Annotated in this window: 19 protein-coding genes; 12 read left to right on the forward strand and 7 right to left on the reverse strand. The window is 75.1% G+C overall.

Translation table 11 applies throughout. From position 1 onward, the window contains the following. Positions 1 to 285 precede the first annotated feature (285 nt). Both pdxH and FH609_RS13375 read left to right on the forward strand, forming a co-directional pair. On the forward strand, positions 286 to 909 hold the full coding sequence (gene pdxH, locus FH609_RS13370) for a pyridoxamine 5'-phosphate oxidase (protein WP_139669459.1): 624 nt from the start codon (positions 286 to 288) through the stop codon (positions 907 to 909). A 427-nt stretch (positions 910 to 1,336) separates the two neighbouring features. After that, complete coding sequence (locus tag FH609_RS13375) at positions 1,337 to 2,812, forward strand: PAS domain-containing protein (RefSeq protein WP_226961629.1); 1,476 nt, start codon at positions 1,337 to 1,339, stop codon at positions 2,810 to 2,812. Positions 2,813 to 2,982: 170 nt separating this feature from the next. Here the strand turns inward: FH609_RS13375 and FH609_RS13380 are convergent, their stop codons facing one another. Further along, positions 2,983 to 3,738, reverse strand: coding sequence for an SIS domain-containing protein (locus FH609_RS13380; RefSeq protein ID WP_139669139.1), 756 nt, complete (start codon positions 3,736 to 3,738; stop codon positions 2,983 to 2,985). 180 nt (positions 3,739 to 3,918) lie between these two features. Between FH609_RS13380 and FH609_RS13385 the strand changes: the two genes are divergently transcribed. From FH609_RS13385 to FH609_RS13395, 3 genes are all read left to right on the forward strand, one after another. Further along, positions 3,919 to 4,611 (forward strand): metal-dependent transcriptional regulator, encoded by a 693-nt coding sequence (locus FH609_RS13385; RefSeq protein ID WP_139669141.1) that lies wholly within the window; start codon positions 3,919 to 3,921, stop codon positions 4,609 to 4,611. A gap of 299 nt (positions 4,612 to 4,910) precedes the next feature. Further along, a complete protein-coding gene (locus FH609_RS13390; protein ID WP_139669143.1) occupies positions 4,911 to 5,756 on the forward strand; it encodes an alpha/beta fold hydrolase in 846 nt (281 codons plus the stop codon). A 91-nt stretch (positions 5,757 to 5,847) separates the two neighbouring features. After that, positions 5,848 to 6,639 carry a hypothetical protein gene (locus FH609_RS13395; RefSeq protein WP_139669145.1) on the forward strand — a complete coding sequence of 264 codons (792 nt, stop codon included), beginning with the start codon at positions 5,848 to 5,850 and terminating at the stop codon, positions 6,637 to 6,639. A gap of 136 nt (positions 6,640 to 6,775) precedes the next feature. Here FH609_RS13395 and FH609_RS13400 read toward each other — a convergent pair whose 3' ends face one another. Together FH609_RS13400 and FH609_RS13405 are read right to left on the reverse strand one after the other, a co-directional pair. Continuing rightward, positions 6,776 to 8,455 carry a transporter gene (locus FH609_RS13400; protein WP_226961630.1) on the reverse strand — a complete coding sequence of 560 codons (1,680 nt, stop codon included), beginning with the start codon at positions 8,453 to 8,455 and terminating at the stop codon, positions 6,776 to 6,778. Next, the gene (locus FH609_RS13405) at positions 8,452 to 9,378 is read right to left on the reverse strand and encodes an ABC transporter ATP-binding protein (protein WP_139669147.1); all 927 of its coding nucleotides are present in this window, start codon (positions 9,376 to 9,378) and stop codon (positions 8,452 to 8,454) included. The genes FH609_RS13400 and FH609_RS13405 overlap by 4 nt, the downstream gene beginning before the upstream one ends. A gap of 451 nt (positions 9,379 to 9,829) precedes the next feature. Here FH609_RS13405 and FH609_RS13410 point away from each other — a divergent pair, with 451 nt between their 5' ends. From FH609_RS13410 to purU, 4 genes are all read left to right on the forward strand, one after another. Continuing rightward, positions 9,830 to 11,248, forward strand: a complete 1,419-nt coding sequence (locus FH609_RS13410; RefSeq protein ID WP_139669149.1) for a transcriptional regulator — start codon at positions 9,830 to 9,832, stop codon at positions 11,246 to 11,248. A 94-nt stretch (positions 11,249 to 11,342) separates the two neighbouring features. Further along, complete coding sequence (locus FH609_RS13415) at positions 11,343 to 13,097, forward strand: hypothetical protein (protein ID WP_139669151.1); 1,755 nt, start codon at positions 11,343 to 11,345, stop codon at positions 13,095 to 13,097. A gap of 74 nt (positions 13,098 to 13,171) precedes the next feature. Beyond that, the gene (locus tag FH609_RS13420) at positions 13,172 to 13,618 is read left to right on the forward strand and encodes an SCO4402 family protein (RefSeq protein WP_226961631.1); all 447 of its coding nucleotides are present in this window, start codon (positions 13,172 to 13,174) and stop codon (positions 13,616 to 13,618) included. Between the two features lie 33 nt (positions 13,619 to 13,651). Then, complete coding sequence (purU, locus tag FH609_RS13425) at positions 13,652 to 14,548, forward strand: formyltetrahydrofolate deformylase (RefSeq protein ID WP_139669155.1); 897 nt, start codon at positions 13,652 to 13,654, stop codon at positions 14,546 to 14,548. A gap of 2,089 nt (positions 14,549 to 16,637) precedes the next feature. On the opposite strand, the gene FH609_RS13430 is transcribed toward purU, so the two are convergent. Both FH609_RS13430 and FH609_RS13435 read right to left on the reverse strand, forming a co-directional pair. Continuing rightward, positions 16,638 to 17,858, reverse strand: coding sequence for a zf-HC2 domain-containing protein (locus tag FH609_RS13430; RefSeq protein ID WP_319789592.1), 1,221 nt, complete (start codon positions 17,856 to 17,858; stop codon positions 16,638 to 16,640). Between the two features lie 152 nt (positions 17,859 to 18,010). Continuing rightward, complete coding sequence (locus tag FH609_RS13435; protein ID WP_139669159.1) at positions 18,011 to 18,622, reverse strand: sigma factor; 612 nt, start codon at positions 18,620 to 18,622, stop codon at positions 18,011 to 18,013. A gap of 280 nt (positions 18,623 to 18,902) precedes the next feature. Here FH609_RS13435 and FH609_RS13440 point away from each other — a divergent pair, with 280 nt between their 5' ends. After that, positions 18,903 to 19,283 (forward strand): STAS domain-containing protein, encoded by a 381-nt coding sequence (locus tag FH609_RS13440; protein WP_139669161.1) that lies wholly within the window; start codon positions 18,903 to 18,905, stop codon positions 19,281 to 19,283. A gap of 254 nt (positions 19,284 to 19,537) precedes the next feature. Continuing rightward, complete coding sequence (locus tag FH609_RS13445; protein WP_193317949.1) at positions 19,538 to 20,029, forward strand: ATP-binding protein; 492 nt, start codon at positions 19,538 to 19,540, stop codon at positions 20,027 to 20,029. Between the two features lie 236 nt (positions 20,030 to 20,265). Here FH609_RS13445 and FH609_RS13450 read toward each other — a convergent pair whose 3' ends face one another. Both FH609_RS13450 and FH609_RS13455 read right to left on the reverse strand, forming a co-directional pair. Next, entirely contained in the window at positions 20,266 to 21,453 is a 1,188-nt protein-coding gene (locus tag FH609_RS13450) for a flavin-containing monooxygenase (protein ID WP_139669164.1), read from the reverse strand. A gap of 153 nt (positions 21,454 to 21,606) precedes the next feature. Beyond that, positions 21,607 to 22,254, reverse strand: a complete 648-nt coding sequence (locus tag FH609_RS13455) for a TetR family transcriptional regulator (RefSeq protein ID WP_139669166.1) — start codon at positions 22,252 to 22,254, stop codon at positions 21,607 to 21,609. Positions 22,255 to 22,529: 275 nt separating this feature from the next. Between FH609_RS13455 and FH609_RS13460 the strand changes: the two genes are divergently transcribed. Continuing rightward, the gene (locus tag FH609_RS13460) at positions 22,530 to 24,998 is read left to right on the forward strand and encodes a PQQ-binding-like beta-propeller repeat protein (protein ID WP_139669168.1); all 2,469 of its coding nucleotides are present in this window, start codon (positions 22,530 to 22,532) and stop codon (positions 24,996 to 24,998) included. Positions 24,999 to 25,049: the final 51 nt, after the last annotated feature.

Raw genomic sequence — 25,049 nt, forward strand, 5'->3', positions numbered from 1 at the left:
CGGACTGTCTGGCGGCCACCTTAACCAGGCGTGTCCTTCAGGAAGGGGCTCGGGAACGAATCCCCGGCGTGGCCGCCACTGTCAGTCCCATGTTGCAAGATATGGGCCGTGTCCCACGCCGAGAACGCCGACCGTCCCCGCCGACCCCGCGCCGGGCGCGGCTCCCGCCCCCGTCGTGCCGCCCCGGCACCGCTCGCCGAGGCGCCTGCCCCGTCGACCCCGCTGACTCCGTCCACTCCACCGGCGCCGCCCGCCGACGCCGACCCGCGCCCCGACCTCGCGGCGATGCGCGTGCGGTACCGGGCGGCCGGGCTCGGCGAGGAGGACCTGGCGGCCGCGCCGATCGAGCAGTTCCGCCGCTGGTTCGACGAGGCCGTCGCCAGCGGGCTCAACGAGCCCAACGCCATGGTGGTGGCCACGGCCGACGCGACGGGCGCGCCCAGCCAGCGCACCGTTCTGCTCAAGGGCTTCGACGAGCGGGGCTTCGTCTTCTTCAGCAACTACGCCTCCCGCAAGGGCCGCGAGATCGAGGCCAACCCGCGCGCCTCGCTGCTGTTCCCCTGGCACCCCATCGCCCGCCAGGTGATCGTCACCGGCCCGGTGACCCGCACCGGCAGGGACGAGACGGTGGCGTACTTCCGCACCCGGCCGCACGGCTCGCAGCTGGGCGCCTGGGCCAGCGAGCAGTCGGCGCCCGTCGCCTCCCGGGCGGCGCTCGACGGGATGTACGCGGAGCTGGCCGCCCGCTACCCGGAGGGCGAGGACGTGCCGGCCCCACCCAACTGGGGCGGCTACCGGGTCGCCCCGGAGACGGTCGAGTTCTGGCAGGGCCGGGCCAACCGGCTCCACGACCGGCTGCGCTACGTCCGCGCCGACGGCGGCTGGTCGGTCGAGCGGCTCTGCCCCTGAACGCAAAAAAACGATCCGCGAGCCTTTGGTCCCCTCGCCCCTGGGGGCTCGGGGAGCCGGCCGGACTTACCGGCGGCTCGCGGATCGGGTGACTGCCTGGGATTGGCCGGCGGCGCCGGCTTCGCCACGTGTCGTGTGAACCAGCGACCTAGGCCGCAGTCACCTCACGCGTCCGGTTGTCATACATTCGCCGAACCACCTCCCTTCTCGTGTACCTCAGACGGTAGGCGACGCCCCCGCCCGGCGCCAAGAGAATTAAGACCCCTCTTCACCCCGCTTCCGCGCCCCCGTCCCACCCCCGCGCAGCCCGGGTCTCGGTGCGGCAACGAGATTGGTTGAAACCCTATGTGACGGACGTCACCGTGCAGTTGAATGGTTCGGCGCGCACGCGACCGGTGCCCACTCTCCTGTGCTGGGGGTACAGCAGGTGACCACACACTCCGAGGCAGCCCACTCCAAGGCGCTCCACTCCGAGGCCGCTCGTTCCGGCCACGCCGAGCACCCCGAACGTTCCGGTCCCACCGAACACCGCGATCTCGACGACGAGCCGGCCGCCCCGTTCCTGGTCTCCGACCAGCGGCTGCTGGCCGCGCTGCTCGACGGCATGGAGGCCGCCCTCCTCGCCCTCGACACCACCGGCCGGGTCACCCACTGGAACGAGCGTGCCGCCCGGCTGCTGGGCTGGTCGAAGGACCAGGCCGTCGGCCGCGAGGGCCTCGGCGGCTGGCTGGTCCGCGACGCGGACGCCGACGACATCACCCGCCGCCTGCTCTCCGTGCTGCGGACCGCCCCCAGCGAGCCGAACGGCCCCAGCCGCCAGACGCAGGAGATCCCCCTCTTCCGCGCGGACGGCTCCCGGGTCCTGATGCGCGCCACCACCACGGCCGTCCGCGACGCCGAGGGGCGGCCCGTCGGCGTCTACTGCGCCTTCGGCGAGGCGCTCGCCCAGCTCGACCTGGAGCGCAACCTCGCCCTCAGCGACGCGCTGCTCGGCGACGCCCCCTTCGGGGTGCTGCTCGTCGACCCCGACCTGCGCACCGTCGCCGTCAACGGCCGCGCCGCGACGGCGCTCTCGGTCGCCCAGGTCGACATGCTGGGGGAGCCGCTGGCCGAGTTCATCACCGCCGGCCTCGACGAACTGGAGAGCGCGCTGGAGCACACCCTGGCCGGCCAGCCGCCCAGGGAGCCCGTCGAGCTGTGGCTGACCCTGCGCCCCGACCAACTCGGCGCGGAACCGGCCGCGTTCGGCGCCGGCCCGACGGAGGAACGCCGCTGCCTGGTGAGCGGCTTCCTCCAACTCGGCTCCCCGGTCACCGGCGACCCGGTGCCGCTCGGCGTGGCCTGGGTCTTCCAGGACACCACCCAGGCCAAGCGGGTCGGGCAGGGCGCGGCCAGGCAACGGTTCCGCGACAGCCAGCTCAGCCGCGCCGCGCGCGCCGCCGCCGACTGCCCCGACCCGCTGGACGCCGCCGTGCTGCACCTGCACTACGCGCTGCCCGGCTTCGCCGAACACGCGCTGCTCGACGTCACCGGCGAGGGCGGCGGGCTGGTCCGGATCGCCGAGAGCCCCGGCACGTTCGCCGGCCGGGAGAGCACGCGGGGGCTGGTCATCCGCTACCGCGCCGGGCACCCGGCCCTCCAGGCCGTGGACTGCGCGGTGCCGGTCCGCGCCACCGGCGGCGTCTCGCGTTCCGCCTGGGCGCACGACCACCGCTGGCCGGCCGACGCGGAGCACGCGCTGTGCGTTCCGCTGCGGAGCAGGGGGCGGGTGCTGGGCGCCCTCACCTTCCTGCGCGGCGGCGGCCGCCGCCCGTTCGACCGCCTGGACGCCGCCTACGGCGAGGAGGTCGCCCTGCGCGTCGGCGCGGCCATCGACCTCGCCCGCCTCCTCGGCGGCTGCTGACCGGTCCGGACGCTCAGGACCCGTGGCCCCGCTGGCCGGCCCGGCGGGGCGGTCGCGGGAGGGCGGTCGGGGGTGCGGGGCGCAGCCCCGCGACACCCCGCGAGGAAGGGGCCCGGCGGCCTCCGCCGTCCACGGCCGGGCGCCGTTCCCGAGCCGCGCCCCGGCAGGGGCTACCGGCGCCAGAGGATCTGGTCGCGGTGTTCGCGGTAGACGCGCTCGTTCCACGCGCCGCCGCCGTCCACGTTGGCCGAGCGGAGCAGCGGCGGCTCGATGCCGCGTTCCGCGAGGCGGCCGGCGGCCTCGGCGAAGACCGCCTGGAGCAGCGCGCACGTCACCACCGTGGAGGCCGGCGCGAAGGGCGCCCCGACGCCCTCGCTGGTCAGCGTCGCGTCGCCGATCGGGATGGCGCTGTCGAGAACGAGATCGCAGTGGTCCTTGAGGAACGTCCCCGAGGGGTGGCGGGACGCGGTGCCGGTGGCGTAGCCGACGGAGGTGACGCCGAGCACGGTCAGTCCCCGTTCCCGCGCGTGCTGGGCCAGCTCGATCGGGAGAGTGTTGCGGCCGGAGAGCGAGATCACGATGAGCAGGTCGCCGGGGGCCGCCGGGCTGTTGTCGAGGGTGGCGGGGGCGAGCCCGCTGACCCGTTCCAGCGCGCTGCCCAGGGTGGCGGGGGAGACGTCGACGCCGGTGGTGCCGGGGATGGCCAGGAGATTGACCAGGGCCATCCCCCCTGCCCGGTAGACTAGGTCCTGGGCGGGGAGTGCTGAGTGGCCGGCGCCACTGGCGAACACCTTGCCGCCGCCGCTCACCGTGTTGGCGATCAGCGTGGCGGCCTCGGCGATGTTCCCCGCCTCCTGGTCTCTGACCCGGCACAGCAGCTCGATCGCGGCATCGAAGAACTGGTGGGCGAGGGTTTCTTCGCGCATCTGCGGGCGTCCCTTGCTGTGTAGGCCGGCGGCGGTCCGGGGCTTGGTCAAGGCACACCGTAATGGTCCAGACCAGTTCGGTGTCAATATGTGCGCTGGGTCGCCCGCGGCCGGGTCCGTTGTCGGCGCAGTGCGTCAGAATTGCAACAGGGCCACCGCACGAGAAATCGAGGGGCACTTATGTCCGGACTGATCGACACCACCGAGATGTACCTCCGCACCATTCTGGAGCTGGAGGAAGAAGGGGTGGTCCCGATGCGTGCCCGCATCGCCGAGCGGCTTGAGCAGAGCGGCCCCACGGTGAGCCAGACGGTGGCCAGGATGGAGCGGGACGGCCTGCTCACCATCGCCGGCGACCGGCATCTGGAGCTGACCGAGGAGGGGCGCCGGCTGGCCCAGCGGGTGATGCGCAAGCACCGGCTCGCCGAGTGCCTGCTGGTCGACGTGATCGGCCTGGAGTGGGAGCAGGTGCACGCCGAGGCCTGTCGTTGGGAGCACGTGATGAGCGACGCCGTGGAGCGGCGGGTGCTGGAGCTGCTGAACCACCCGACGGAGTCCCCCTACGGGAACCCGATCCCCGGCCTTGAGGAGCTGGGGGAGAAGGGCTCGCCCGACCCGTTCCTCGCCGAGGGCGTGGTGGCGCTCTCGGAGCTGGACGTGGACGGCGGCAAGACCGTGATCGTCCGGCGGATCGGGGAGCCGGTGCAGACGGACGCCCAGGTGATGCACACGCTGCGGCGGGCGGGCGTGCAGCCCGGCGCCTCGGTGAGCGTGACCTCGACCGGGGCCGGCGCGGTCCAGGTGGGCAGCGGCGGCGAGTCGGCCGAGCTGGACCAGCAGGTCGCGATGCACGTCTTCGTCGCCAAGGCGTAGCCGGGGGCGTAGCGCCGGCGCGCGGGAGGCGCAGCGCGCGGAAGGCGCGTCGAACGGGCGCGGGGCCGGCCGGCCCCGCGCCCGTTTCGTGTGTCGGCGCCCGGACGGCTGGCGCCCGGCGCGCCCGCCTCCCGGGGCGGCTCGCGTTCGAACGGCCCCTGCCGCGCGGCCCGTTGCGTCAACTCCGGTCAACTCCCTCGCTCCATCGGGTGAGATGCTCTCCGCATCGCCCGTGTTCGAATATCTGTTCGGTATTCTGGGGTGGCGATGACCGGGAGACGGGAAGGAGGGGCGGGCCGATGGGACGAGCGGTCGAGGTGCGAGGGTTCGGCGAACTGCCGTTGGTGGCGCGGGAGTTCGGGCGAGGTCCGGCGGGCAGGCCGGGGGCCCTGTTGCTGCACGGGCTGATGGGGCACGCGGGGCACTGGGAGGAGACGGGGCGCTGGCTCGCCTCGCGGTTCCGGGCCGTCGCGCTGGACCAGCGGGGGCACGGCCGCAGCGGCAAGCCGCCGGGCGGCCCGTTCGACGGGGCGGCCTTCGTCGCGGACGCGGAGGCGGTGGTGGAGCGGCTCGGCCTGGCGCCGGTGCTGCTGGTCGGGCACGGCATGGGGGCGCTCACGGCCTGGCGGTTGGCGGCCCGCCGGCCGGATCTGGTGCGGGCGCTGGTGATCTGCGAGATGCGGGCCTCCGCGATCGGCGACGAGGCGCAGCGCCGCTGGCGGCGGTGGCTGGGCTCGTGGCCGCTGCCGTTCTCCTCGGTCGAGGAGGTCCGCGCCTGGTTCGGTGAGCGCGATCCTTCGCTCAACGCCCCGCAGCCGGCCCGGGGTTGGTTCTTCGGGGAGGTGATGGCGCGGCGCCCGGACGGCTGGCGGCCGGTCTTCAGCCGGGACCAGATCCTGGAGATCAGGGAGGGCTTCGCGCACGACGCGCACTGGGAGGAGTTGGCCGAGGTCCCCTGCCCCACGCTGGTGGTGCGCGGCGTGGACGGCGAGTTGGGGCGGGCGGAGGCTCAGGAGATGGTGCGGGCGCTGCCGCACGGCCGGTATGCGGATGTGCCGGGAGCTGGGCACTTGCCGCAAAGGGAGCGGCCGAGCGCATGGCGGGAGACTCTCCGGCATTTCGTCGAGGGCGCGTTGATAACGTGACCCCTGGTGCCGACATGGGTTGGTGCCTCTTGATGATCCTTTCACTCTCTCACCGGGGGGCCCGATGAGTCTCATAACCCGACGCACCCGTGTGGCCGCGGCCGCTGTGGCCACGGCCGCGATGGTCGCGCTGGCCGGCTGTTCCAGCGACGACAGCAACGACGAGGAGAACTCCTCCACCGATTCCGAAAGCCCCGCCGAGGAGCAGCCGGCGGACGACGAGGAGGCCGGCGGTGACGCCTTCGGCGGCGCCTCGGCCGACGAGATCGCCGACCAGGCCTTCGAGGCCCTGATGGCCGCCGACTCCCTCCGCATGGTGGGCGACATCGACCAGGCCGGCGAGCAGATGGGGATCGACCTCCACCTCAGCCGCGACGGCGACTGCGCCGGTTCCATCTCGATGAGTTCGCAGGGCTCCTTCGAGATCATCAAGCTGGGCGACGAGGCGTGGTTGCGCCCGGACACCACGTTCTGGCAGACCGCCGCCGGCATCTCCGACCAGGAGATCCTCGGCCAGCTCGACGGGTTCTTCCTCTACGGCCCGGCCGACGAGGAGCCGATGAACTCCTCCGTCGAGTCGTGCAACCTGGAGTCCTTCCTCTCCCAGATGGGCCCGGGCGCCGCCGCCTCCGGGATGACCATGGGCGAGCCGACCGACGTCGACGGCACCCCCGTCGTCACCCTCAACGAGGGCGAGGACGCCACCATCCTGGTCGCCAGCGAGGGCGAGCCGTACCCGCTCCGCATCGAGAACCGGGACGCCACCACCGGGGCCGGCACGATCGACTTCAGCGCGTTCGACGAGCCGGTGCCGAGCGACCGCCCGGCCGACACCGAGGTCATCACCATCGAGGACCTCCAGTCCGGCGCGTTCCTGGGCTGACGCCCCGCTGACGCGGCCCGGCCCGGACGCCGCCGGTCATGGCGCCGCCCGGTCCCGGGTCTGAAACGGCCGGCCCGCCCCCGCAGTCGGGGGCGGGCCGGCCGTCGTCGTCACCGGGCGCCGGTCGACCGGGCGGTCAGGCCCTGGTCACCGCCGCGAGGATCTCCGGCAGGGTGGCCGCCGTGCGGCGGGCCGCCAGCACCAGCGCCAGCCAGCACAGGCCCCCGCCCCAGACCAGCCCCACCGGCGGCAGCAGCCAGCCGGCGGGCTCGCCGTGCAGCGCGTTCGCCAACAGCCAGACCGGCACGGTCAACACGCCCCCGACCACCATCCCGAGCAGGATGCCGCCCCAGGCCAGACCGCCCTGCCCCGGCGCGGCGTTCTTCATCGCGCCCTCCTGCGGGATCGAGTACGGCAGCCAGGCCGTGGTCACCGCGCCCAGCGCCAACAGCGCGCCCAGCAGCGCCAGGCACAGCCCCAGGCCGGTCGGCAGCGACTCCCAGTCGTCGAAGAGCGCCGCCGTTCCCAGCACCACGACCAGCAGCAGCGGCAGGCCCAGCAGGCAGATCGCCAGGGTCCTGGCCCGCAGTTCGACGAACGCGTCCCTCGGCGACTGGATGGTCTGCGCCACCAGCCAGAAGCCGCTGTAGTCGCCGCCGAACTGGTTGTACATCAACAGCCCCAGCATCCCCGCCGCCCAGCAGGCCACATAGACGCTGCCCTGGCCCTGGAGGCCGAACACCACCGGCAGCAGCAGCCCCATGCCGAGCGAGGTGGCCCAGCTCATCTTGGCCTTCGGGTCGCGCCAGGCGTGCCGCAGCACCCGCGCGATCACCGTGCCGGTCCGGCCGGTCGGCAGCCAGCCGATCAACCCCCGCTCGCGGCCCGTGCGTTCGCGTCCCGAGGCGTCCGGCGCCGGCTGGAGCGTCGACGCGTCGGGCGCGGTGAGCAGCGCGGTCAGGGTGCGCCGCCACCACAGCAACAGCAGCACCCAGCAGGCGGCCGTGGCGGCCAGCGCCAGCGCGGCCCACGCCGTCGAGCCGTCGTCCGCCAGCCGCACCGCCCGCGCGGCGGTGGCCGGCGGCAGCCAGCCCAGCACGTCGGCCATGGTGCGCATCGGCGCCAGGCTGCCGTCCTCGTCGGTCATCCGGCTCAGCCCCAGGTTGAGCCCCTGGAGGCCGAACGCCACCACCAGGCCGCTGAGCACGGCCAGGTCGCGGCCCCTGCGGCTGGTCAGCAGCCGGGCGTTGGCGGTGGCCAGGGCGCGGGTGAGGGTGACGCAGAAGAGCAACGTCAGCGGCACCGCGACCACGGCGACCAGCGTCGCCGCCCCGCCGTGCACCGCCACCAGCATCGCGCCGAGCACCAGCAGCAGCGTGAACAGCGGCCCGGCGCCGACCAGTCCGCTGGTCAGCTGCGCGACCAGCAGCGGCCCCGGGCGTAGCGGCAGCATCGCCAGCCGGCCCGGGTCCAGGGTCTCGTCCACCCCGATGAACAGCGGCAGGAACATCCAGCCCAGGGCGATCATCGCCACCAGCACCACGCCGCTGTCGGGCCCGTACTCGTTGCCGCGCAGCGCCAGCATCCCCAGCAGCCCGAGGGCGCCGAAGAGCACGGCCAGCACGAAGGTGCCGACAAACGCCGTCGTCCGGCCCGTCGACTGCCGCATCCCGTTGCGCAGCAGCGACAGCTTGAGCCGGACGAAGACGCCGGTGATGGCGCCGGTGGACAAGCTGGTGGACGGGGTGTTGGACAGGGGGGCGGACGGGGTGGACGGGGTGGCGGGGCGCCGGGTGGTCGGCTCGGCCGCGCTCATCCGGCGCCGCCCCCCAGCCAGTCGAGGCGGGTGCCGGCCGGGTTGCCCTGGGCGCCGACCAGTTCGAGGAACGCGTGGTGCAGCGACTCGGCGTCCCCGCGCACCTCGGCGGTCGGACCGTGCGCCCTGATCCGGCCCGCCGCCATCACCGCGACCCAGTCGCAGAGCGACTCGACCAGCTCCATCACATGGCTGGAGAAGACGACGGTGGCGCCCGACGCGATATAGCGCTCCAGCACGCCCCTGATGACCTGCGCGGAGACCGGGTCCACGCCCTCGAACGGCTCGTCCAGGAAGAGCACTTCGGGGTTGTGGAGCAGCGCGGTGGCCAGGCCGATCTTCTTGCGCATCCCGGTCGAGTAGTCGACGACCAGCTTGTGTTGCGCGGTCGACAGGTCCAGGACGTCGAGCAGCTGGTCGCCGCGGCGTTCCAGCTCGGCCGGGTCCAGGCCGCGCATCCGGCCCATGTAGGTGAGCAGCTCCCGCCCGGAGAGCCGCTCGAAGAGTCGCAGGCCCTCGGGCAGCACCCCGATCCTGGCCTTGATGTCGACCGGGTCCCGCCAGACGTCCCGGCCGACCACCTCGACGGTGCCGGAGTCGGGCCTCAGCAGTCCGGTGAGCATCGAGAGGGTGGTGGTCTTGCCGGCGCCGTTGGGCCCGACCAGGCCGACGAAGTGGCCGGCCGGCAGGTCGAGATCGATCCCGGAGACGGCCACCTGTTCCCCGAAGCTCTTCCACAGCCCGCGCACCCGCACCGCGACCCGGCGCTCCCCGTTCACGGCGGCCTCGGGCACCTCGGACGCCTCGGGCGCCTCGGACGCCGGTGACGCCTCGGGCGGCGCGGCCACCCCGGGTGGCGCGGTCCGCGATATGGGGACTTCGGGGGCCGTGGGCGAGAGGTCCTTTTCCCCGTTGTCAGTCATGCCGCACACCTTATAGACCCGGTTGGAACGGTCGGTTCCGGTCCCCGGGGCCGCCCATGGCCGTCGCGCACGCGGCGCCGGACCGGCGCGTATGGCGCGCGATCGGCGTGCGGCAAGAGGCAACGCGCCCCCGGCCCCGAGGGGCCGCGCGCCCCCGCGCGCCCGAGCGCCCCTCCCTCCAACCCGGCGCGCCGCGACCGCCGTTCACCCGGAGTCGCCGCTGGTGACCGGCGGTGGCGCGGCAAACGCCCCGCCGTCGTTCGCCGGGAGTCCCCGCCGCGCGCCGTCCCCGGAGCGCGGCCGGCGTCCCCGCGTGCGCCGGGGCCCACGTCCGGGGCGCATGGGTGCATCCACCGGGGCATACGGGATGGTCCCGGCACCGTGGGGGCATGGTTCTGCCGCCGGGTTCCGGCGGCGGCCCCGGCGTGCCGATCGGCCATAGGAGACGAAGATGTCGGCCAGACCACTGATCGCCCGACAGCCCAACGAGCGCCTGCTGGCGCTGATACGCGAGGCCAACTGTTCCAACGCCGGGCTGGCCCGCCGGGTCAACATGTGCGCCGCCGAGCGGTCGCTCGACTTCCGCTACGACAAGACCTCGGTGGCCCGCTGGATTCGGGGGCAGCAGCCGCGCGGCCGGGCGCCCGAACTGATCGCCGAGGCCCTCGGCCGCAAGCTGGGCCGCCCCGTCACGGTCGACGAGATCGGGATGGGCACCACCCGGCAGCTCACCTCCTCGGTCGGGCTGCACTTCGCGGCGGCGCTGAACGACTCGCTGGAGCAGGCCGCCGAGCTGTGGCGCTCCGACGTGCAGCGCACCGAGGGGGAGCGCGGCACCCACCCCTACGCGCCCGGCGGCGCCCAGGTGGCGCCGGCCGCGCTGGTCGAGCCCAGCCGCGACTGGCTGATCACCCCGCCCGACGCCGAGGTCGAACGGAGCGGCGGACCCCGGGTCGGCGAGGCCGACATCGCGGCCGTCGTCGACACCCACGCGGCGCTCGTCGACCTGGACCGGCGCTGGGGCTCCGGCCAGGTCAGGCCGCTGGTCGTGCACTACCTCAACGGCGTGGTCGCCGGCCTGCTCGCCGGCTCCTACAGCGAGGCGGCCGGCCGTGAACTCTTCGCCGCCGCCGCCAGGTTGACCGAGCTGGCCGGCTACATGGCGGTGGACAGCGGCCTGCCGGGGCTCGCCCAGCGCTACTACATCCAGGCGCTCCGGCTGGCGCAGGCCGCCGGGGACCGGGGCTTCGGCGGCTATGTGCTGGCGGCCGGAATGAGCCATCTCGCGGCCGAGTTGGGCAACCCGCGCGAGGTGATCCAGCTGGCCAGGGCGGCGCAGGAGGGCACCAGGGGGCGGGTGCCGGCGCGCGCCGAGGCGCTGTTCCTGGCCGCCGAGGCACGCGGCCACGCCCAGTTGGGCGACCGGGAGGCCACCCGTCGCGCCGCCTCCGAGGCGCTCGCCGCGCAGGAACGTGCCGGCGCGCCCGGCGCCGACGCCGACGAGCCGGCCTGGGTGCGGCACTTCGACGCCGCCTACCTCGCGGACGAGCTGGCGCACTGCCACCGCGACCTCGGCCAGGGCAGGGCCGCCGAGCGGCGGGCCGCAGAGGCGGTGGCCGGGCACCCGGAGAAGCGCACCAGGCGGCGCGCCATAGGGCTGGTGCTCATGGCGACCGGACAGCTCCAGGAAGGTGATCTCGAACACGCCTGCCACACGGCCGGCCAGGCGGGCGAGCTGCTCGCCGGGCTGCGCACGGGGCGTGGCGCGGAGTACTTCGCTGACTTCAGGGGCCGTCTGGAGCCACACCGGGAGCACCGGACGGTCCGCGAGTTCGCCAGCCGCTGGGCGCCGGCGCCGACTCCGGCCTGAAGCGCGCGACTTGACGACCGGCGGGCGGCGCAGCAGTCTGCGATGAGCCGGTACCGTGGCCCGGCGAGCTGCGTTGAGCGAACGAGGAGCCCCGGTGACGAGCCACAACGGACGGGACGACGAGCCGCGCGAGGGAGTGGTCCTGCCGCCGGGTTCCGGCGGTTTCCCCGGCGAGATACACCCCGACCCGACCCCTGCCGCGCCCCCCGCCGGTCAGCCCTGGAACCAGGCGTGGGGGCCGGGCCAGGCGAACCCGGCCGCGCCGGGTGCGCCCTCGGCTCCGGGCGGCCCGGGGGCCGCGCCCCCGCCGACCCAGGCGGTGCCGGCCGTTCCGCCGCAGGCGCCGCCGCTGCCCCCGGCGCCGCAGCCGCCCCAGCTGCCGCCCGCCGCGCCGCACGCGATGCCGACCCAGACCACCCCGGTGGTCGGGAGCGGCCAGCCGCCGGCGCCCGACGAGGGCGCGACGGAGCTGCTGCCGCCCATCGAGACCACCACCCAGCTGCGCGCCGTCGCCCCCGGCCGTGGCCGGCACGGCCGGTCCGCGCCTGGCCGGCCGGCGGACGGCCAACGGCCGCCGCAGCAGCCGCCGTTCGCCGGCGGACAGCAGCCGCCGTTCGCCGGCGGACAGCAGCCGCCGTTCGCCGGCGGGCAGCCGGCCGCGCCCGGCCACGCGGCCCCGGGGCCGCCCGACGAGGGCGCCACCGAGCTGATCCCGCTGGTCACCGACCGCTACCCGGACGAGGCGGCCACCGAGCTGATCCCGCCCGTGACCGCCGACGCCCCCGGGCCCCGCTCCGGCACGGGCCCCGGCCCCGGCTCCGGCCCCGGCAACGAGGACGCCACCGAGCTGATCCCGCCGGTCGTCGACCGCGCCGAGCCGGGTTCCGTCGGCAACCCCGAGGAGACCACCCGGCTGCGGGCCATCGCGCCCCGCCAGCCGGGCCGGCACCGCTCGCCGCAGCAGGCCCAGCAGCCGCAGCCCGACCCGACGCGCGGCGTCGAGGCCACCCAGGCGCTGCCGCCCGTCGACGGCGGCCCCCACCAGGACGGCGGCTTCGACCAGCTGTTCCGCTCCGCCGCCGATCGCCAGCCGCCGCCCCCGCCCGCCGGCTGGCACAACGGCGGGCCGCCCGGCGGCGGTTGGGGCGGCCCCCCGCCCGAGCCCGAGCGGCGCCGCAACCCGAAGCTGCTGGTCGGCGGCGTCATCGCCGGCTGCGCCCTCGTCGGCCTGCTGGCCGGCTATCTGCTCAGCGGTGGCGACGGCGGCGAGGAGCCGGACGGCGGCGTTCCCCCCGAGGCGCAGGCCGAGGACACCGGCGGCTCGGCCGGCGAGGAGGAGCAGAACGAGAACGGCGAGGCGGGCGGCGCCGAAGAGAACGACGAGGCGGCCGTCAGGGCCCAGGCCGAATCGCTTTCCGAACTGCTGGCCGACAGCAACGACAGCCGGGACTCCGTGATCCAGTCCGTCGCCAACATCCGCGAGTGCCGGCAGCTGGAGGCCGCCGCCACCGACCTGCGGGCCGCCGCCGACCAGCGCACCGGCCTGGTGGACCGGCTCAACGAGCTGACCCTCGACCAACTGCCCGACAGCCAGCAGCTGATCACCGCGCTGACCGAGGCGTGGCAGGCCTCCGCCGAGGCCGACGAGCACTACGCCGCGTGGGCCGACGAGGCGCGCACCAACCGGGGCCAGGTCTGCCGGGGCGGCCAGGCCCAGCACACCCAGCGCGCCAGCGAGGGCGACGCGGCCAGCGGCCGGGCCACCGAGGCCAAGGAACGGGCCGCCGAGCTGTGGAACCCGCTCGCCGGCCGGTACGACCTCCCGGAGAGGGCCGCCACCCAGCTGTGAACCGGCGCCCCGTAGCATCGGTCGGCGTGCAAGGTACGGAAAGGTCTTCCCGTCGACCACGCGGTTCCACCACCATGGCGGGTATGCCGCTCAACGACATGCCCTGGTGGCGCTGGCGGGCCAACGTTCGCTCGGCGCTGCACATGCTCTCCGATCCCGTGTTCCACCAGAACTGCTGGCTGGCTGGCGTCCCCGGCTACGGTGACGTGACCGACGCGGTCTACCGGCTGGTCGAGGACACCTGGCTGGACAACTGGTCGGCCGAGAAGTACGTCGGCGCCGTCTTCCGGGACAGCGAGGAGGCCGCGCTGGTGGACGCCGCCGTGCTGCGGGTGCTGCGCATCATGCACCAGGTCGGCGCCGACGCCCCCGTCGCCGACTACCTCGGCCACCCCGGCTGGCCCGAGGCGGTGGGCGCCGCGCGCGACGCCCATGTGCGGCTCGCGGTCAACGACGGCGAGGACCCGGACGCGCCGCCGCGCACCCTCGACGAACTGGCGGCGGCGGCCCGCGTTGTCTGACGGACCCGTCCGGGTGTGCCAGGCTTGACCACCATGACCACCACCACCGACCGGGACCCGGAGCCGATCGAGGAGCCGGGGCGCCAGCAGTACGTGCTCACGCTCTCCTGCCCGGACAAGCCGGGCATCGTGCACGCGGTCTCCAGCTACCTCTTCATGACCGGCTGCAACATCGAGGACAGCCAGCAGTTCGGCGACCGCGACACCCGCCTCTTCTTCATGCGGGTGCACTTCTCGGGACAGCCGCCGGTGACGCTGGAGAAGCTGCGCGCCAGCTTCGCCGCCGTCGGTGACTCCTTCCAGATGGACTGGCAGCTGCACCGGGCCGACACGAGGATGCGCGTGGTGCTGATGGTGAGCAAGTTCGGGCACTGCCTCAACGACCTGCTCTTCCGCACCCGGATCGGCGCGCTGCCGATCGAGATCGCCGGCGTGGTCTCCAACCACCCGACGTTCGCCGAACTGGCGGCGTCCTACGACGTCCCGTTCCACCACATTCCGGTCACCCCCGACACCAAGCCGGAGGCGGAGGCCGCGCTGCTCGACATCGTGGAACGCGAACGGGTCGAACTGGTGGTGCTGGCCCGCTACATGCAGGTGATCTCGGACGACCTGTGCAAGAAGCTGCCCGGGCGGCTGATCAACATCCACCACTCGTTCCTGCCGAGCTTCAAGGGCGCGAAGCCGTACCACCAGGCGCACGCCCGGGGCGTGAAACTGATCGGCGCGACCGCGCACTATGTGACCGCCGAACTGGACGAGGGCCCGATCATCGAGCAGGAGGTGGAGCGCGTCGGCCACGAGCTGACCCCGAGCCAGCTCGTCGCCGTCGGCCGCGACGTCGAGTGCCGCGCGCTGGCGCGGGCGGTGCAGTGGCACAGCGAACACCGCGTCCTCCTCAACGGGCGCCGCACGGTCGTCTTCGACTAGGGCCTTGCCGGCCTTGGCCGGAGCCGCCCCGGCCGCAGGCGGCCGGGGCGGGGCCTGGGGCGAACGGGCGGGGCTTCGGCGCTGGCCGACGGTGCGTGGGGGCGGCTTCCGCTGTGGTCTGTCCGAACAAGGGGCCGTGCCAGGTCGAGAAGGGGCCGTCCGACGTTCGGTCGGCGGGGCAGGCCCGGGGCCGGGGGCATGGCATCCGTCTGGTACTCAACGTGGCGGTGCCGCTGACCGGTTGCGCGTCCCGGGGTGCCCGGTGGCCGGCCGGGTCGCGCCTGGGCGGCGTAGCCGGGGCGCCGCCTCACGGGGGTCCCGGGGCTGGGTGGCGGTGTCCGGTGGGGTCCTGGTGGCGGGGCGGTCGCACCTGTCGGGGTTGCCGTGTGGGCCCGATGTCCCGCGCCGGCGCGGAAGCCGGCCCGCAGGGCCTTTCGGTCGGGCAGCGACCGCGATCTCCTCACCGGACGGTGGCGTGCTGTGTCACCCGGCTCCGGTGCGAAGTCGCCGCGCCGCGTTCCGGGGCGAAGCCTCACGGCCCGGGCGTGCCGCCGCCTGCCGCCGGCGCGAAGCGCCCCCGGCGGGGACCCGCGCCGGGGTCGGCGCGGTGCGTGCGACGCGCTTCGCGCCTTGCTCGGCTCGGCGGGTAGCGGCTTCGACGAGGGAAGCACGCCGACCTCGACGCCCGCGCACGGACCGGTAGTTGCCGCGCAGCGCTTCTGCGCGAGGGCTGGGCACCGTGCTGGCGCAGGCGGCTTGACGTCGCGGCGTACCAGCCGCTCCGCGCGAAGGGCCCCTGCGCGGGCAGCGAGCCGGAGTTGCCGCGTGGTGTCTCCGTCGGGAAGGCGCGTGCGTTTCCGCTGCCCGGCGCGAGGATCGTGCGTCGCGCCGGTGCGTCGTCGCGGAGTGGCCCGCGCTCCGCGCGCAGGGCCTTGGCGGGGGAAGCACGGACGTGCTTCCCCCCCGGGGCGTGAAGTTGCCGCGTACCAACCGCCTTCCGTGTACCGCCTGTTCGGCGTGATGGCGGCCTGCCGGGGGACCGCATCTGCCTCGTTGCCTGGGCGATGGCCGAAGTTGACGTGGGGTGTCTCGGTCGGGAAGGGGCCCGCGTCACCACCGCCCGGCGCGAGGCCGTGCGGGCGGGTGCCCGCGCTGGGCCGCGACGTAGCAGCCGCTCCGCGCTTGCCGCCCGTTCCGCGCGCGCAACGCCTCGGTGCGGACCGCGCCTGCCTCGCCGTTCGGCGGCCCTGCGCGGAACCGCGCGTGTCTCGCTCCCCGGCCTTCGGCCGAAACTGCTGCACCTTGTTCCTGCGCGGGGTCGGTGCACCTTGCCGCCCGGCGACGGCGAAGCTGCTGCGCAATGTCTCGGCGGGACCGTGCCTGCCTCGCCCTTCGGCTGCGGCCAGCGCCGCCGCGCAGCGGCACTGCGCACCCCCGCCCTACGCGCGCCATCCGCGCCGTGCGCGTAATGCGCACTGTCCGCACCCCCCGCCGTGCAGTGGTCCCGCCACCGCGTGGCGCCCCCTCGCCCACCGCCCAGCGGCGCCGTGCGCACAGCGCTCCGGCGCGGAGATCTTGACCTCGACCGGACCTGCCTCGGCCGTGCGCCGGCGCAGAGTTGACGCGCAGCGGCGCCGTGCGCGCTACCCGCGCGGCGCTGCGCGTACCGTCCGCGCTGCCCGCACCCCCCACCCACTGCGTAGCGCCTCCTCGCCCACGGCGCAGCGGCGCTGCCCGCGCCATTCGCGCTGCCGCGCTGCCCGCGCCATTCGCGCTGCGCGCGTAATGCGCACTGTCCGGACCCTCGCCGTGTAGCGGTCCCGCCACGGCGTGGCGCCCCCTCGCCCACCGCGCAGCGGCGCCGTGCGCGCTACCCGCACCGTCCGCGCTGAGCGCACCGTCCGCGCTGAGCGCACCGTCCGCGCTGAGCGCGCCATCCGCGCCGTGCGCACCACCTCGCGCCGCGCACCACCCGCCCGCCGCGCAGCGGCCCCGCGCGGCGCGCGCAGCGCGCTCGCGCTTCCGTTGGACGCCAGCGCGCAGCGTCCCGCGCTCGCGCTTCCGCTGAACGCCAGCGCGCAGCGTCCCGCTAAAGACGGGACATCGACGCGGCCGCCGCCAGGACGTCGTGGACGATGTCGGGGTCGCCCTCCGCGCCGGAGGCCGCCTCGTCGGGGGTGATGCGGCCCGCCGCGAGGCGGCAGAACTCCACGTCGTCCAGCGCCACATGGGCCACCGCCCCGCGCGCCGCCGTGCGGCTGACGGCGGCGACGGGGGAGTCCAGCGGGATGAACCAGTCCCCGCCGCCCGCGCCCTCCACCTCCAGGTGGAGGGTTCGGCCGGGCGAGCCGGCCGTGGTGAGGCGGGCGGGGGAGCGGGCCAGGCCCGCTCTTCGGCGGCCGGCGATGCTGCCGGGCAGCCGCCGCGCGGCCAGGTCGACGAGCAGCCGCAGGTGCGGCGGCAGTGGCGGCCCGTACGGGTACTCGACGGCCCTGGCGATGTCGCCCGCGTGCACCCAGCAGGCGAACGCCCGGTCCAGATAGAGGTCGGAGAGCGAGGGCGCGCCCCCGACCGCCGGCAGGCGCCCCGCGTCGTTGGCCGGCCCCGGCACCCGCCGTTCGCCGGTTCGGCCGCCGATGCGGGAGGCCGCCCAGACCAGCGCCCTGGTCTGGGCGCGCCACGGCTCCCAACCCGCTCTGGCGTCACGGCCGTTGCCGTTGCCGTTGCCGTCCGTGGCGGTGGCGGTCGCGGCCCAGGCGGCCAGGGTGCGGGCGGTCGGGTCGTCCGGGTCGTCGAGCCCGGGCAGCCCGGCCAGCGGGTCGGGCAGGCTCATGATCCGCGCCAACAGCCCGTCCGAGGCGCGCAGATGGTCCAGCACCCCGGCGACGGTGGTGGTGTGGCCGCGTTCGGTGTCCTCGTCGAACCAGCGCAGCCGCACCTCCGCCAGCCACTCGTCGTCGGCCATGTCCAGCAGCAGCGCGTCCAGGCGGGCCGCCTCGGCGTCCAACGGGGCGGCCCAGGACGGCACGGGCAGTCGCGCCGGGCGGCGGGCCAGGCAGCCGTCGAGCACCTCGGCCCGCAGCTCGGGATCGAGGTCGAGGCTGCGGCGCGGCTCCAGCAGCATTGCCGCGTCCCGCAGCCGCAGCGACTCGTCGGCGCAGGCCGCGCACGCGTCCAGGTGCGCCTCGACCAGCCGCGTCTCCTCGGCCGAACAGGCCGCCAGCGCCCAGGCGCCGAGCAGCGCCGTGACGCGTTCGTGCTCGTCCGGTCTGCGCAACACGTCCTCGGGGTCCTCGGGATGCTCCCCCACCTCGGCCTCTCCTCGACGAGGTCGCGGCACCCGGGGGGCGCCCTCCAACTCGTGCACGCCGTCGCGCGCGCCGGCGCCTTCGGCGCCGGTCCCGCCCTGAGGCGGGCCGCCCGCGCCCGGACGCGCGCCGCTCCCGCCGGAACGCGGGTCGCTCACCGCGCCTCCCGCTCCCTCGGCCGCGCCGGCTCCTCGCCCGGCCGCGCCGGCCCCTCGCCCGGCGGCGACGGCGCCCCGCCGGGCGCCGCGCTCTCGGCCCCGTACTGGGCGGCGGAGGAGAGCAGTTGGAGCCCGAGCCGCAGCCGGCGCCTGGCCTCGTCCTCCCTGATGCCGAGCCGCCGCGCCATCTGCCGGTAGTCCTGCCGCTGGAAGCGGGTCAGCTCCAGAGCCTCCCGCAGCGGCGCCGGCATCGCGGTCACGATGTAGTCGGCCCTGGCGGCCGTCGCGGCGGCCCGCACCTGTTCGTGAACGGCCGGCCCTGCGGCGCGTTCCCGCAGCCTGGCCACCGCCAGCCGGTGCGCCTGGGCCGCGATCCAGGCGCGCATCGTGGACTGGCGCGGGTCGAAGCTCTCCGGCGTCTCCCAGATGGTGGCGAAGACCTCGCGGGTGACCTGGCCGGTGGCGGTCTCGTCGTCCAGCACCCGCTGGGCGATGCCGTAGGCGAGGGAGGCGAACCGGTCGTACAGCTCGGCCAGCGCCGCCGCCTCGCCCCGGCGGAGCCGCTCCCGCATGTTCCGGTCCCAGTGTGGCGGCGTCTCGTGCGCCATTCGGCCCCCATTCCCGTCCGCCCGCCGACAACCTCCGGCACCTCGATCACGTCAAATGTAGTGTGCGGTGCTGTCCCGGCGCTCCCCCACGCGTCGACCTCGCGCGGGGCAGGCCGGAGCGCATCCGCGATTCCGCCGCCGACGCCGTGCGTACGGTGGCCGGATGACCGACGCGGCCCGGGCCGGACCCGGATGGTGACGCGTGCCGAACGGGAAAGTGGGCAGGTCGCGTAGGAGGACATGCGATGCGGATCGGTCGACGAGCAGGGAAGGACGCGTGATGACGGCGCTCACGGTGCGTGCGGAGCAGTGGGGGGAGTGGACCGTGCTGCGCGTCGTCGGCGAGCTGGACCTGGCGACCTCGCCGGCCGTGCGCCAGCGCGTCCACGACGCGGTGGCCGACGGCAGGAGACGGCTGGTGCTCGACCTGTCCGAGGTCCTGTTCTGCGACTCCAGCGGGGTGGGCGTGCTGGTGGGCGCGCGGCGGCTGATGCGGTCCTGCGCGGGGGAGTTGCGGCTGATCCTGCCGGCCAGGGGCGCGGAGGACGGCTCTCATGTGAACCGCGTGCTGGCCGCGTTGGGCGTGCGCCGGCTCTTCGACTGTCACCCGGACCTGGCCTCGGCCGTCGGCGGCGAGACCGACGCGCAGCTGAGCGCCTGAGCGTCCGAGCGCCCGAGCACCCGAGGGCGTTGGGACAACGGGGCGCGCGGGGCGAACTCGGGCCCGTGAGCCTTGCCTTACTCCTGTTCGAGCGAACGTTTCCCGGCTCGCACAGCGCCCCGCGCGCTTACTCCTTTGCGCCGGATTATTCCGGAAGCGCTTGTTGTCCGACTCGCCCGTCAATCATGCTGTCCTGAGCTGGGGTTGTGCCTCGGTGTGAGGTGTTTTGTCCGGCGGTTCGGATGGTGTGAACGGTGCAGGAGCTGGAAAGACAGTTGGAGGTGGCCCCCGAGCCTTCGGAGGTGGCCCGCGCGCGCCGCTGGGTGCGGGCGCAGATCGGCGGGGGCCGGCCGTGCCCGGCCTGCCCCGACGCGGCGCCGGGCGACACGTTGGTGCTGTTGGTCTCGGAGTTGGTGACCAACGCGGTGGTCCACACCGGCCGCCCGGCGGTGTTGCGGTTGGCGGTGCGGCGCCCGGAGGCGTCCCGGGCCGAGCGTGGCTGCGCCGGGGTGCCGGTGCGTCTTGAGGTGGTGGACGGCAGCGGCGTCGCGCCCCTGCCCCGGCAGGCGACGCGGTGCGACACGGGCGGCCGGGGGCTGGAGTTGGTCGAGGTGCTGGCGGCCCGCTGGGGCTGGCAGCGGGAGGGCGAGGGCAAACGCGTCTGGTGCGAGTTGGACTGCTCGCCCCCAGGTCAACCCCCGGACGAGGCGCTCCGCCAGGGGCGCAGGGTTCCGGCCAGCTATTGACGTCCCGTATTGGCTTGATGACCCTGTGAAGGGTTCCGTTCGGCCGTGGAGGCCGGCTCGAACGGGGCGGGGTGGAGCGCCGCGAGGGGACGCCGAGGCCGGCCGGCGGCCGGAGACCTCGGCGAGTGCGGACCACCCGGCGGGCCCCCTCCTCCTCGCGGGGAGGGGCCGCCCGGCCAGCCCGGCCAGGCGCGGCGGCGCGCCCGCCGGCCAGGCACAACGGACCGCCGGCGGGCTCAGCGGCCCCGTTCGAGCGTGGCGATCCGGTCGGCGACGGCGGCGGCGATTTTCGGTGCGTCACGGCCCAGTTCGCGCAGCGTCCCGCTGATCGGGTTGGAGTAGCCGGTGAAGTAGAGACCGGGGGCGGCGGGATGGGTCTGGCGCCCGTGCACCAGCGGGCGGCCCGCGCCGTCCAGCAGCCCCAGGTGCCCGACCAGCGGCTCAAGGCCGCGCCGGTAGCCGGTGGCGGCGATCACCACCGCGGGCCGCAGCTCGGCGCCGTCCGCCAGCAGCACCCGTTCCCCCTCGAACGAGGCGACGGCGGCGACCGGCCGCACCCGGCCCCGCTTCACCGCGCGGACCAGCCCCCGGTCCAACACCGGGATGGCGCCCTGCTGGACCCGGGTGTAGAGGCCCACCTCGGGCCGGGGCAGGCCCTGTTCGGTCAGGTCGGGCAGCAGCCTGGCCAGCGGGCGGGCGGCCCGGTCCACCAGGCCGACGGGCAGCCGGCGGGCGAGGATCGCGCTGGCCTGCGAGGGCCAGCCCAGCGTCGCGCGGCGCAGGATGTGCGGCGGGGTGCGGACCGAGAGCCAGACGTTGCCCGCGCCCGCCTCGGCGAGTTCGGCGGCGATCTCGGCGCCGGTGTTGCCGGCGCCCACCACCAGCACGTCCCGGCCACGGAAGTGCGCCGGCGCGCGGTAGGAGCGCGCGTGCAGCAGTTCGCCGGCGAAGTCGGCCGCGCCCGGCCAGTCGGGCACGTGCGGCGTGTGGTTGAAGCCGGTGGCCACCACGACGGCGGAGGCGCGCAGTTGGCGGCCGCCGGTCGCGCTCAGCAGCCAGTCCCCGGCGTCAACGCCCGGGCCGTCGGGGCGCTCGATCCGGAACACCTCGACGCCGGCCGCCAGATCGAGCCGGTGGTGGCGGGCGTACTCCTCCAGGTACGCCACGAAGTCGTCCCGCCTGACCCAACGGCCGGCCGAGCGGGGTATCGGCAGTCCCGGCAGCGCCGACCAGCGGCGGGTGGTGTGCAGGCGCAGCCGCTCGTAGTGGCCGCGCCAACTGGCGCCCACATCGGGCGACTTCTCCACGACCACGGCGCGGATGCCGCGTTCGGCGAGGGCGGCTGCGGTGGCGAGCCCCCCGGGACCAGCCCCGATGACATGCACGGGGGCTATGGACTCCGAGGGCGTGGGCGGGTTCGGCATGGGCAGGAGCATACGCAGCCGGCCCGTTCCCCAGCAGGGGGCTTGAAACGTGGCGCCATCGGTTGGCCGCGCGCCGGACTCACGCGCCGGCGTGCGAAGGGGTCGGGACGCGCCGTCCCGGAGACAGGGGCCGGGCGGCGCCGCCCGTTCCCCCTACTTCGCGGGCTTGCGGCCGGTGACGCCCAGGTGCACCAACAGGGAGAGCGCGGGCTTGAGTTCGGACTGCTTGGCGCCCAACGACTGGAGGCTCTTGGGCTGGGCCGAGACCGCGCCCAGCATGGTGACCAGCGAACCGGCCAACGCGGCCGGCGACGCCGGGGGCTTGGCGCGGCCCCGGCCCAGCTGGCTCTCGATGGACTCGGTCAACGGCTTCACCACCGCGCCCTGCACCCGGGTTCTGATCCGGACGAATCGGCGGTCACCCTCGGCGGCGCCCAGGTCGATCACCCGGAGAATAGCGTCGTGTTTGCGCCAGAAGGACAGAAGCCCGTCGACGAGTTGGTCCGCCGTCTCCTTGCCGGCCTTGCCGGTCCAGGAGCGCCCGGTGACCAACTCCGAGAGGGCGGCCGAGTCCCGCACCGTCTCCTCGGCGATCTCCAGGACGGCGGCCTCGACATCCGGGAAGTACTGGTAGAAAGTGGCCGGCGAGGTGCCCGCTTTGCGAGCTACGTCGATCACCTTGACGTCTCGGTAGGGGGAGCTGGAGAGCATTTTCGCCAGGCAGTCGAGGAGCTTCTGCCGCGTCGCCTGACCGCGTCGGCCGGCGACCCGGCCATCGACGGTCGTTACCTTTCCTGTCATGCCAGTCAGCTTATCGACGCGTGATCTAGGCGCGATTTGATCGCATCCGAATGGGGAATGGGCCCGTTGGTCGGGGCCGGGCGGGGCCGAACCGCGGGACGCCGGAGGGACATCGCACGACAGGTGCGGGCATACCACCAGATCCATGCCCCGCGTTCGTCTCCCCCGGTCCCGGGGGGAAGAATCGTCTCGGAAGCCCGCCCCTGTCCGACGGCAATGAGATGCTGCGATGGGGGCGGGACACGCAAGCGCCCAGACGGGGAGGTGGCAAGCACATGGTGGGGCAGCTGACGCAGCACGATCCCCGGCGGATCGGGCCGTTCGAGGTGCTCGGACGGCTGGGCGCCGGCGGTATGGGTCTGGTGTATCTGGCCCGTTCGGCCTCGGGCCGGCGGGTGGCGATCAAGACCGTGCGCAGCGAGCTTGCCGAGGACCAGCTGTTCCGCGTGCGGTTCACCAGGGAGGTGGAGGCGGCCCGCGCCGTCAGCGGCTTCTACACGGCCGCCGTGGTGGACGCCGACCCCCGCGCCGCCGTCCCCTGGCTGGCCACCGCCTATGTGCCCGCGCCCTCGCTGGAGGAGATCGTCACCGAGTGCGGGCCGCTGCCCGCGCAGGCGGTGCGCTGGCTCGCCGCCGGCATCGCCGAGGCGCTCCAGTCGATCCACGGCGCCGGGCTGGTCCACCGCGACCTCAAGCCCTCCAACGTGCTGGTCGTCGAGGACGGCCCCCGGGTGATCGACTTCGGCATCGCGTCCGGCGTCTCCAACACCCGCCTCACCATGACCAACGTCGCCGTGGGCACCCCCGCCTACATGTCGCCGGAGCAGGCCAAGGACTCCCGCTCCGTCAACGGCGCGAGCGATGTCTTCTCCCTCGCCTCCACGCTCGTCTTCGCCGCCACCGGACACCCGCCCTACCACGGCGGGAACCCGGTGGAGACGGTCTTCATGCTGCTGCGCGAGCGCCCTGACCTGTCCGGACTCCCCGACGAGCTACGCCCGTTGATCGAGTCGCTGATGGAGCACAAGCCGGAGGACCGGCCCTCGCCGGCCGATCTCCAGGCCCAGCTCGCGCCCTATCTCTTCGCCGCCGGGGACGACGGCGGCAGCGCCTCGGCCTGGCTGCCCCCCGGCGCCGTCGCCATGATCGAGGCCCGCAGGGGCCGGCCCAACAGCGGCGGCGCGCCCCGGCCCAACGCGCCCTGGGGCGGCACGGACGCCCCGCCGCCCCCGCCCGGGCCCACCGGCGGGCAGGCCCCGCCGTCCCCGCCGCCGCCCTCGCAGGCACGCCCAGAGCCCGCGCCCCCCTCGGCCGCCGCCCAGCGCTCCTACGCGCCCCCCATGCCGTCGATGCCGCCGCCCCCGCTGCCGAGCACGCCCCCGCCGCCGACCAACCAGGCGCCGCCCACCAACGAGGCGCCGCCGACCGGCCCGCCCGTGACGCGGCAGCCGCCGCCCCCGCCGGCCGAGCAGCGGCAGCCGGCGCAGGAGTGGGGCAGACCGCCGACGGCCCACCAGCAGGCGGCCGTTCCCAGCCCCAACACCGCGCACCCGGGCCAGATGCACCAGCCGGGCTCCACCGCCGACCACCCGATGGCGCGGCCGTCCGGCGACGCCGGCGCGACCCCGCGCTGGCGGCCCTGGCGGTTCCGGATGAGCAACGACCTGTGGGGCTCGCCCACGGTCGCCGGCGACGCGCTCTACGTCACCAGCCTTGAGGTGCACGCGCTGGACGTGGGCAGCGGGCGGCGGCGGTTCCGCACCCGGGAGGTCGCCTGGTCGATGGCGGTCACCGGCGGCGCCGTCATCGCGTCGGACGGCCCGAGCCTCTACGCGCTGGACGCCACCGACGGCGCCGACCGCTGGCGGGTGGCGACCGAGGGCTGGATCTACGCCCTGCGCGCGGAGCGCGGCACGGTGCTGACCGCCTCGCGCGGCGGCCTGGTCACCGCGTGGGAGGCGGGCAACGGCGCGCAGCTGTGGGAGCTGACCGGCGGGCAGAGCGACTTCGAGACCCAGGACGCGGCGCCCGTGCTGCGGGACGGCGTCGTCTACGCCTGGGGCGAGGGCCAGCTGTATGTGCTGGAGGCCCGCAGCGGCAGCGAGCTGTGGCGTTACCCGGTGGGTGACACCTCGGTCACCGGCGGTGTCCCGGTGCGGGTGACGCCGGCCGACGACGGCACGGTCTATGTGTGCGCCGGCTCGCGGGTGTTGGCGCTGGACGCCGCGTCGGGCGCGGAGCGCTGGCGGTTCGACGCGCCGGCCGCGATCCTCTGCCCGCCGACGTACCAGGCGGCCGGCGGCCGGGACGCGGGCATCTACTTCACCGACTATCTGGGCACGGTCTACGCCCTGGACCTGGCGACGGGCGACGACCGGTGGCGGATCGCCACGGAGGCGCGGCAGTCGACGGAGCCGGTGGTGGTCTCCGACGGCCTGGTGCACCTGGGCAGCGGCACCGCGATGTACACGCTGGACGCGGTCAGCGGCACCCCGCGCTGGCGGTTCGCCGCCGGCGAGTCGATCGTCGGCTCGCCCGTGGTGCGGGACGGCCGACTGCACTTCGGCTCGGAGGACCACTGCCTGTACACGCTGGACGCGGTCAGCGGCCGGCTCAGCTGGAAGTTGGAGACCGGCGGCGCCATCACGGGCACCCCGGCGGCCGCCGACGGGATGGTCTTCGCCTGTAGCAAGGACCACTGCGTCTACGCCCTCGACGCGGCCCGGGGCACCCGCCAGTCCTGAACCGGGCCCTGGGCCTGGCCCGCCGGCCCGATGCGCCTGCGGGAGGAGAGG

The sequence above is a fragment of the Streptomyces sp. 3MP-14 genome (assembly GCF_006334905.2).
In the GTDB taxonomy this organism is placed as follows: Bacteria; Actinomycetota; Actinomycetes; order Streptomycetales; family Streptomycetaceae; genus Streptomyces; species Streptomyces triticirhizae.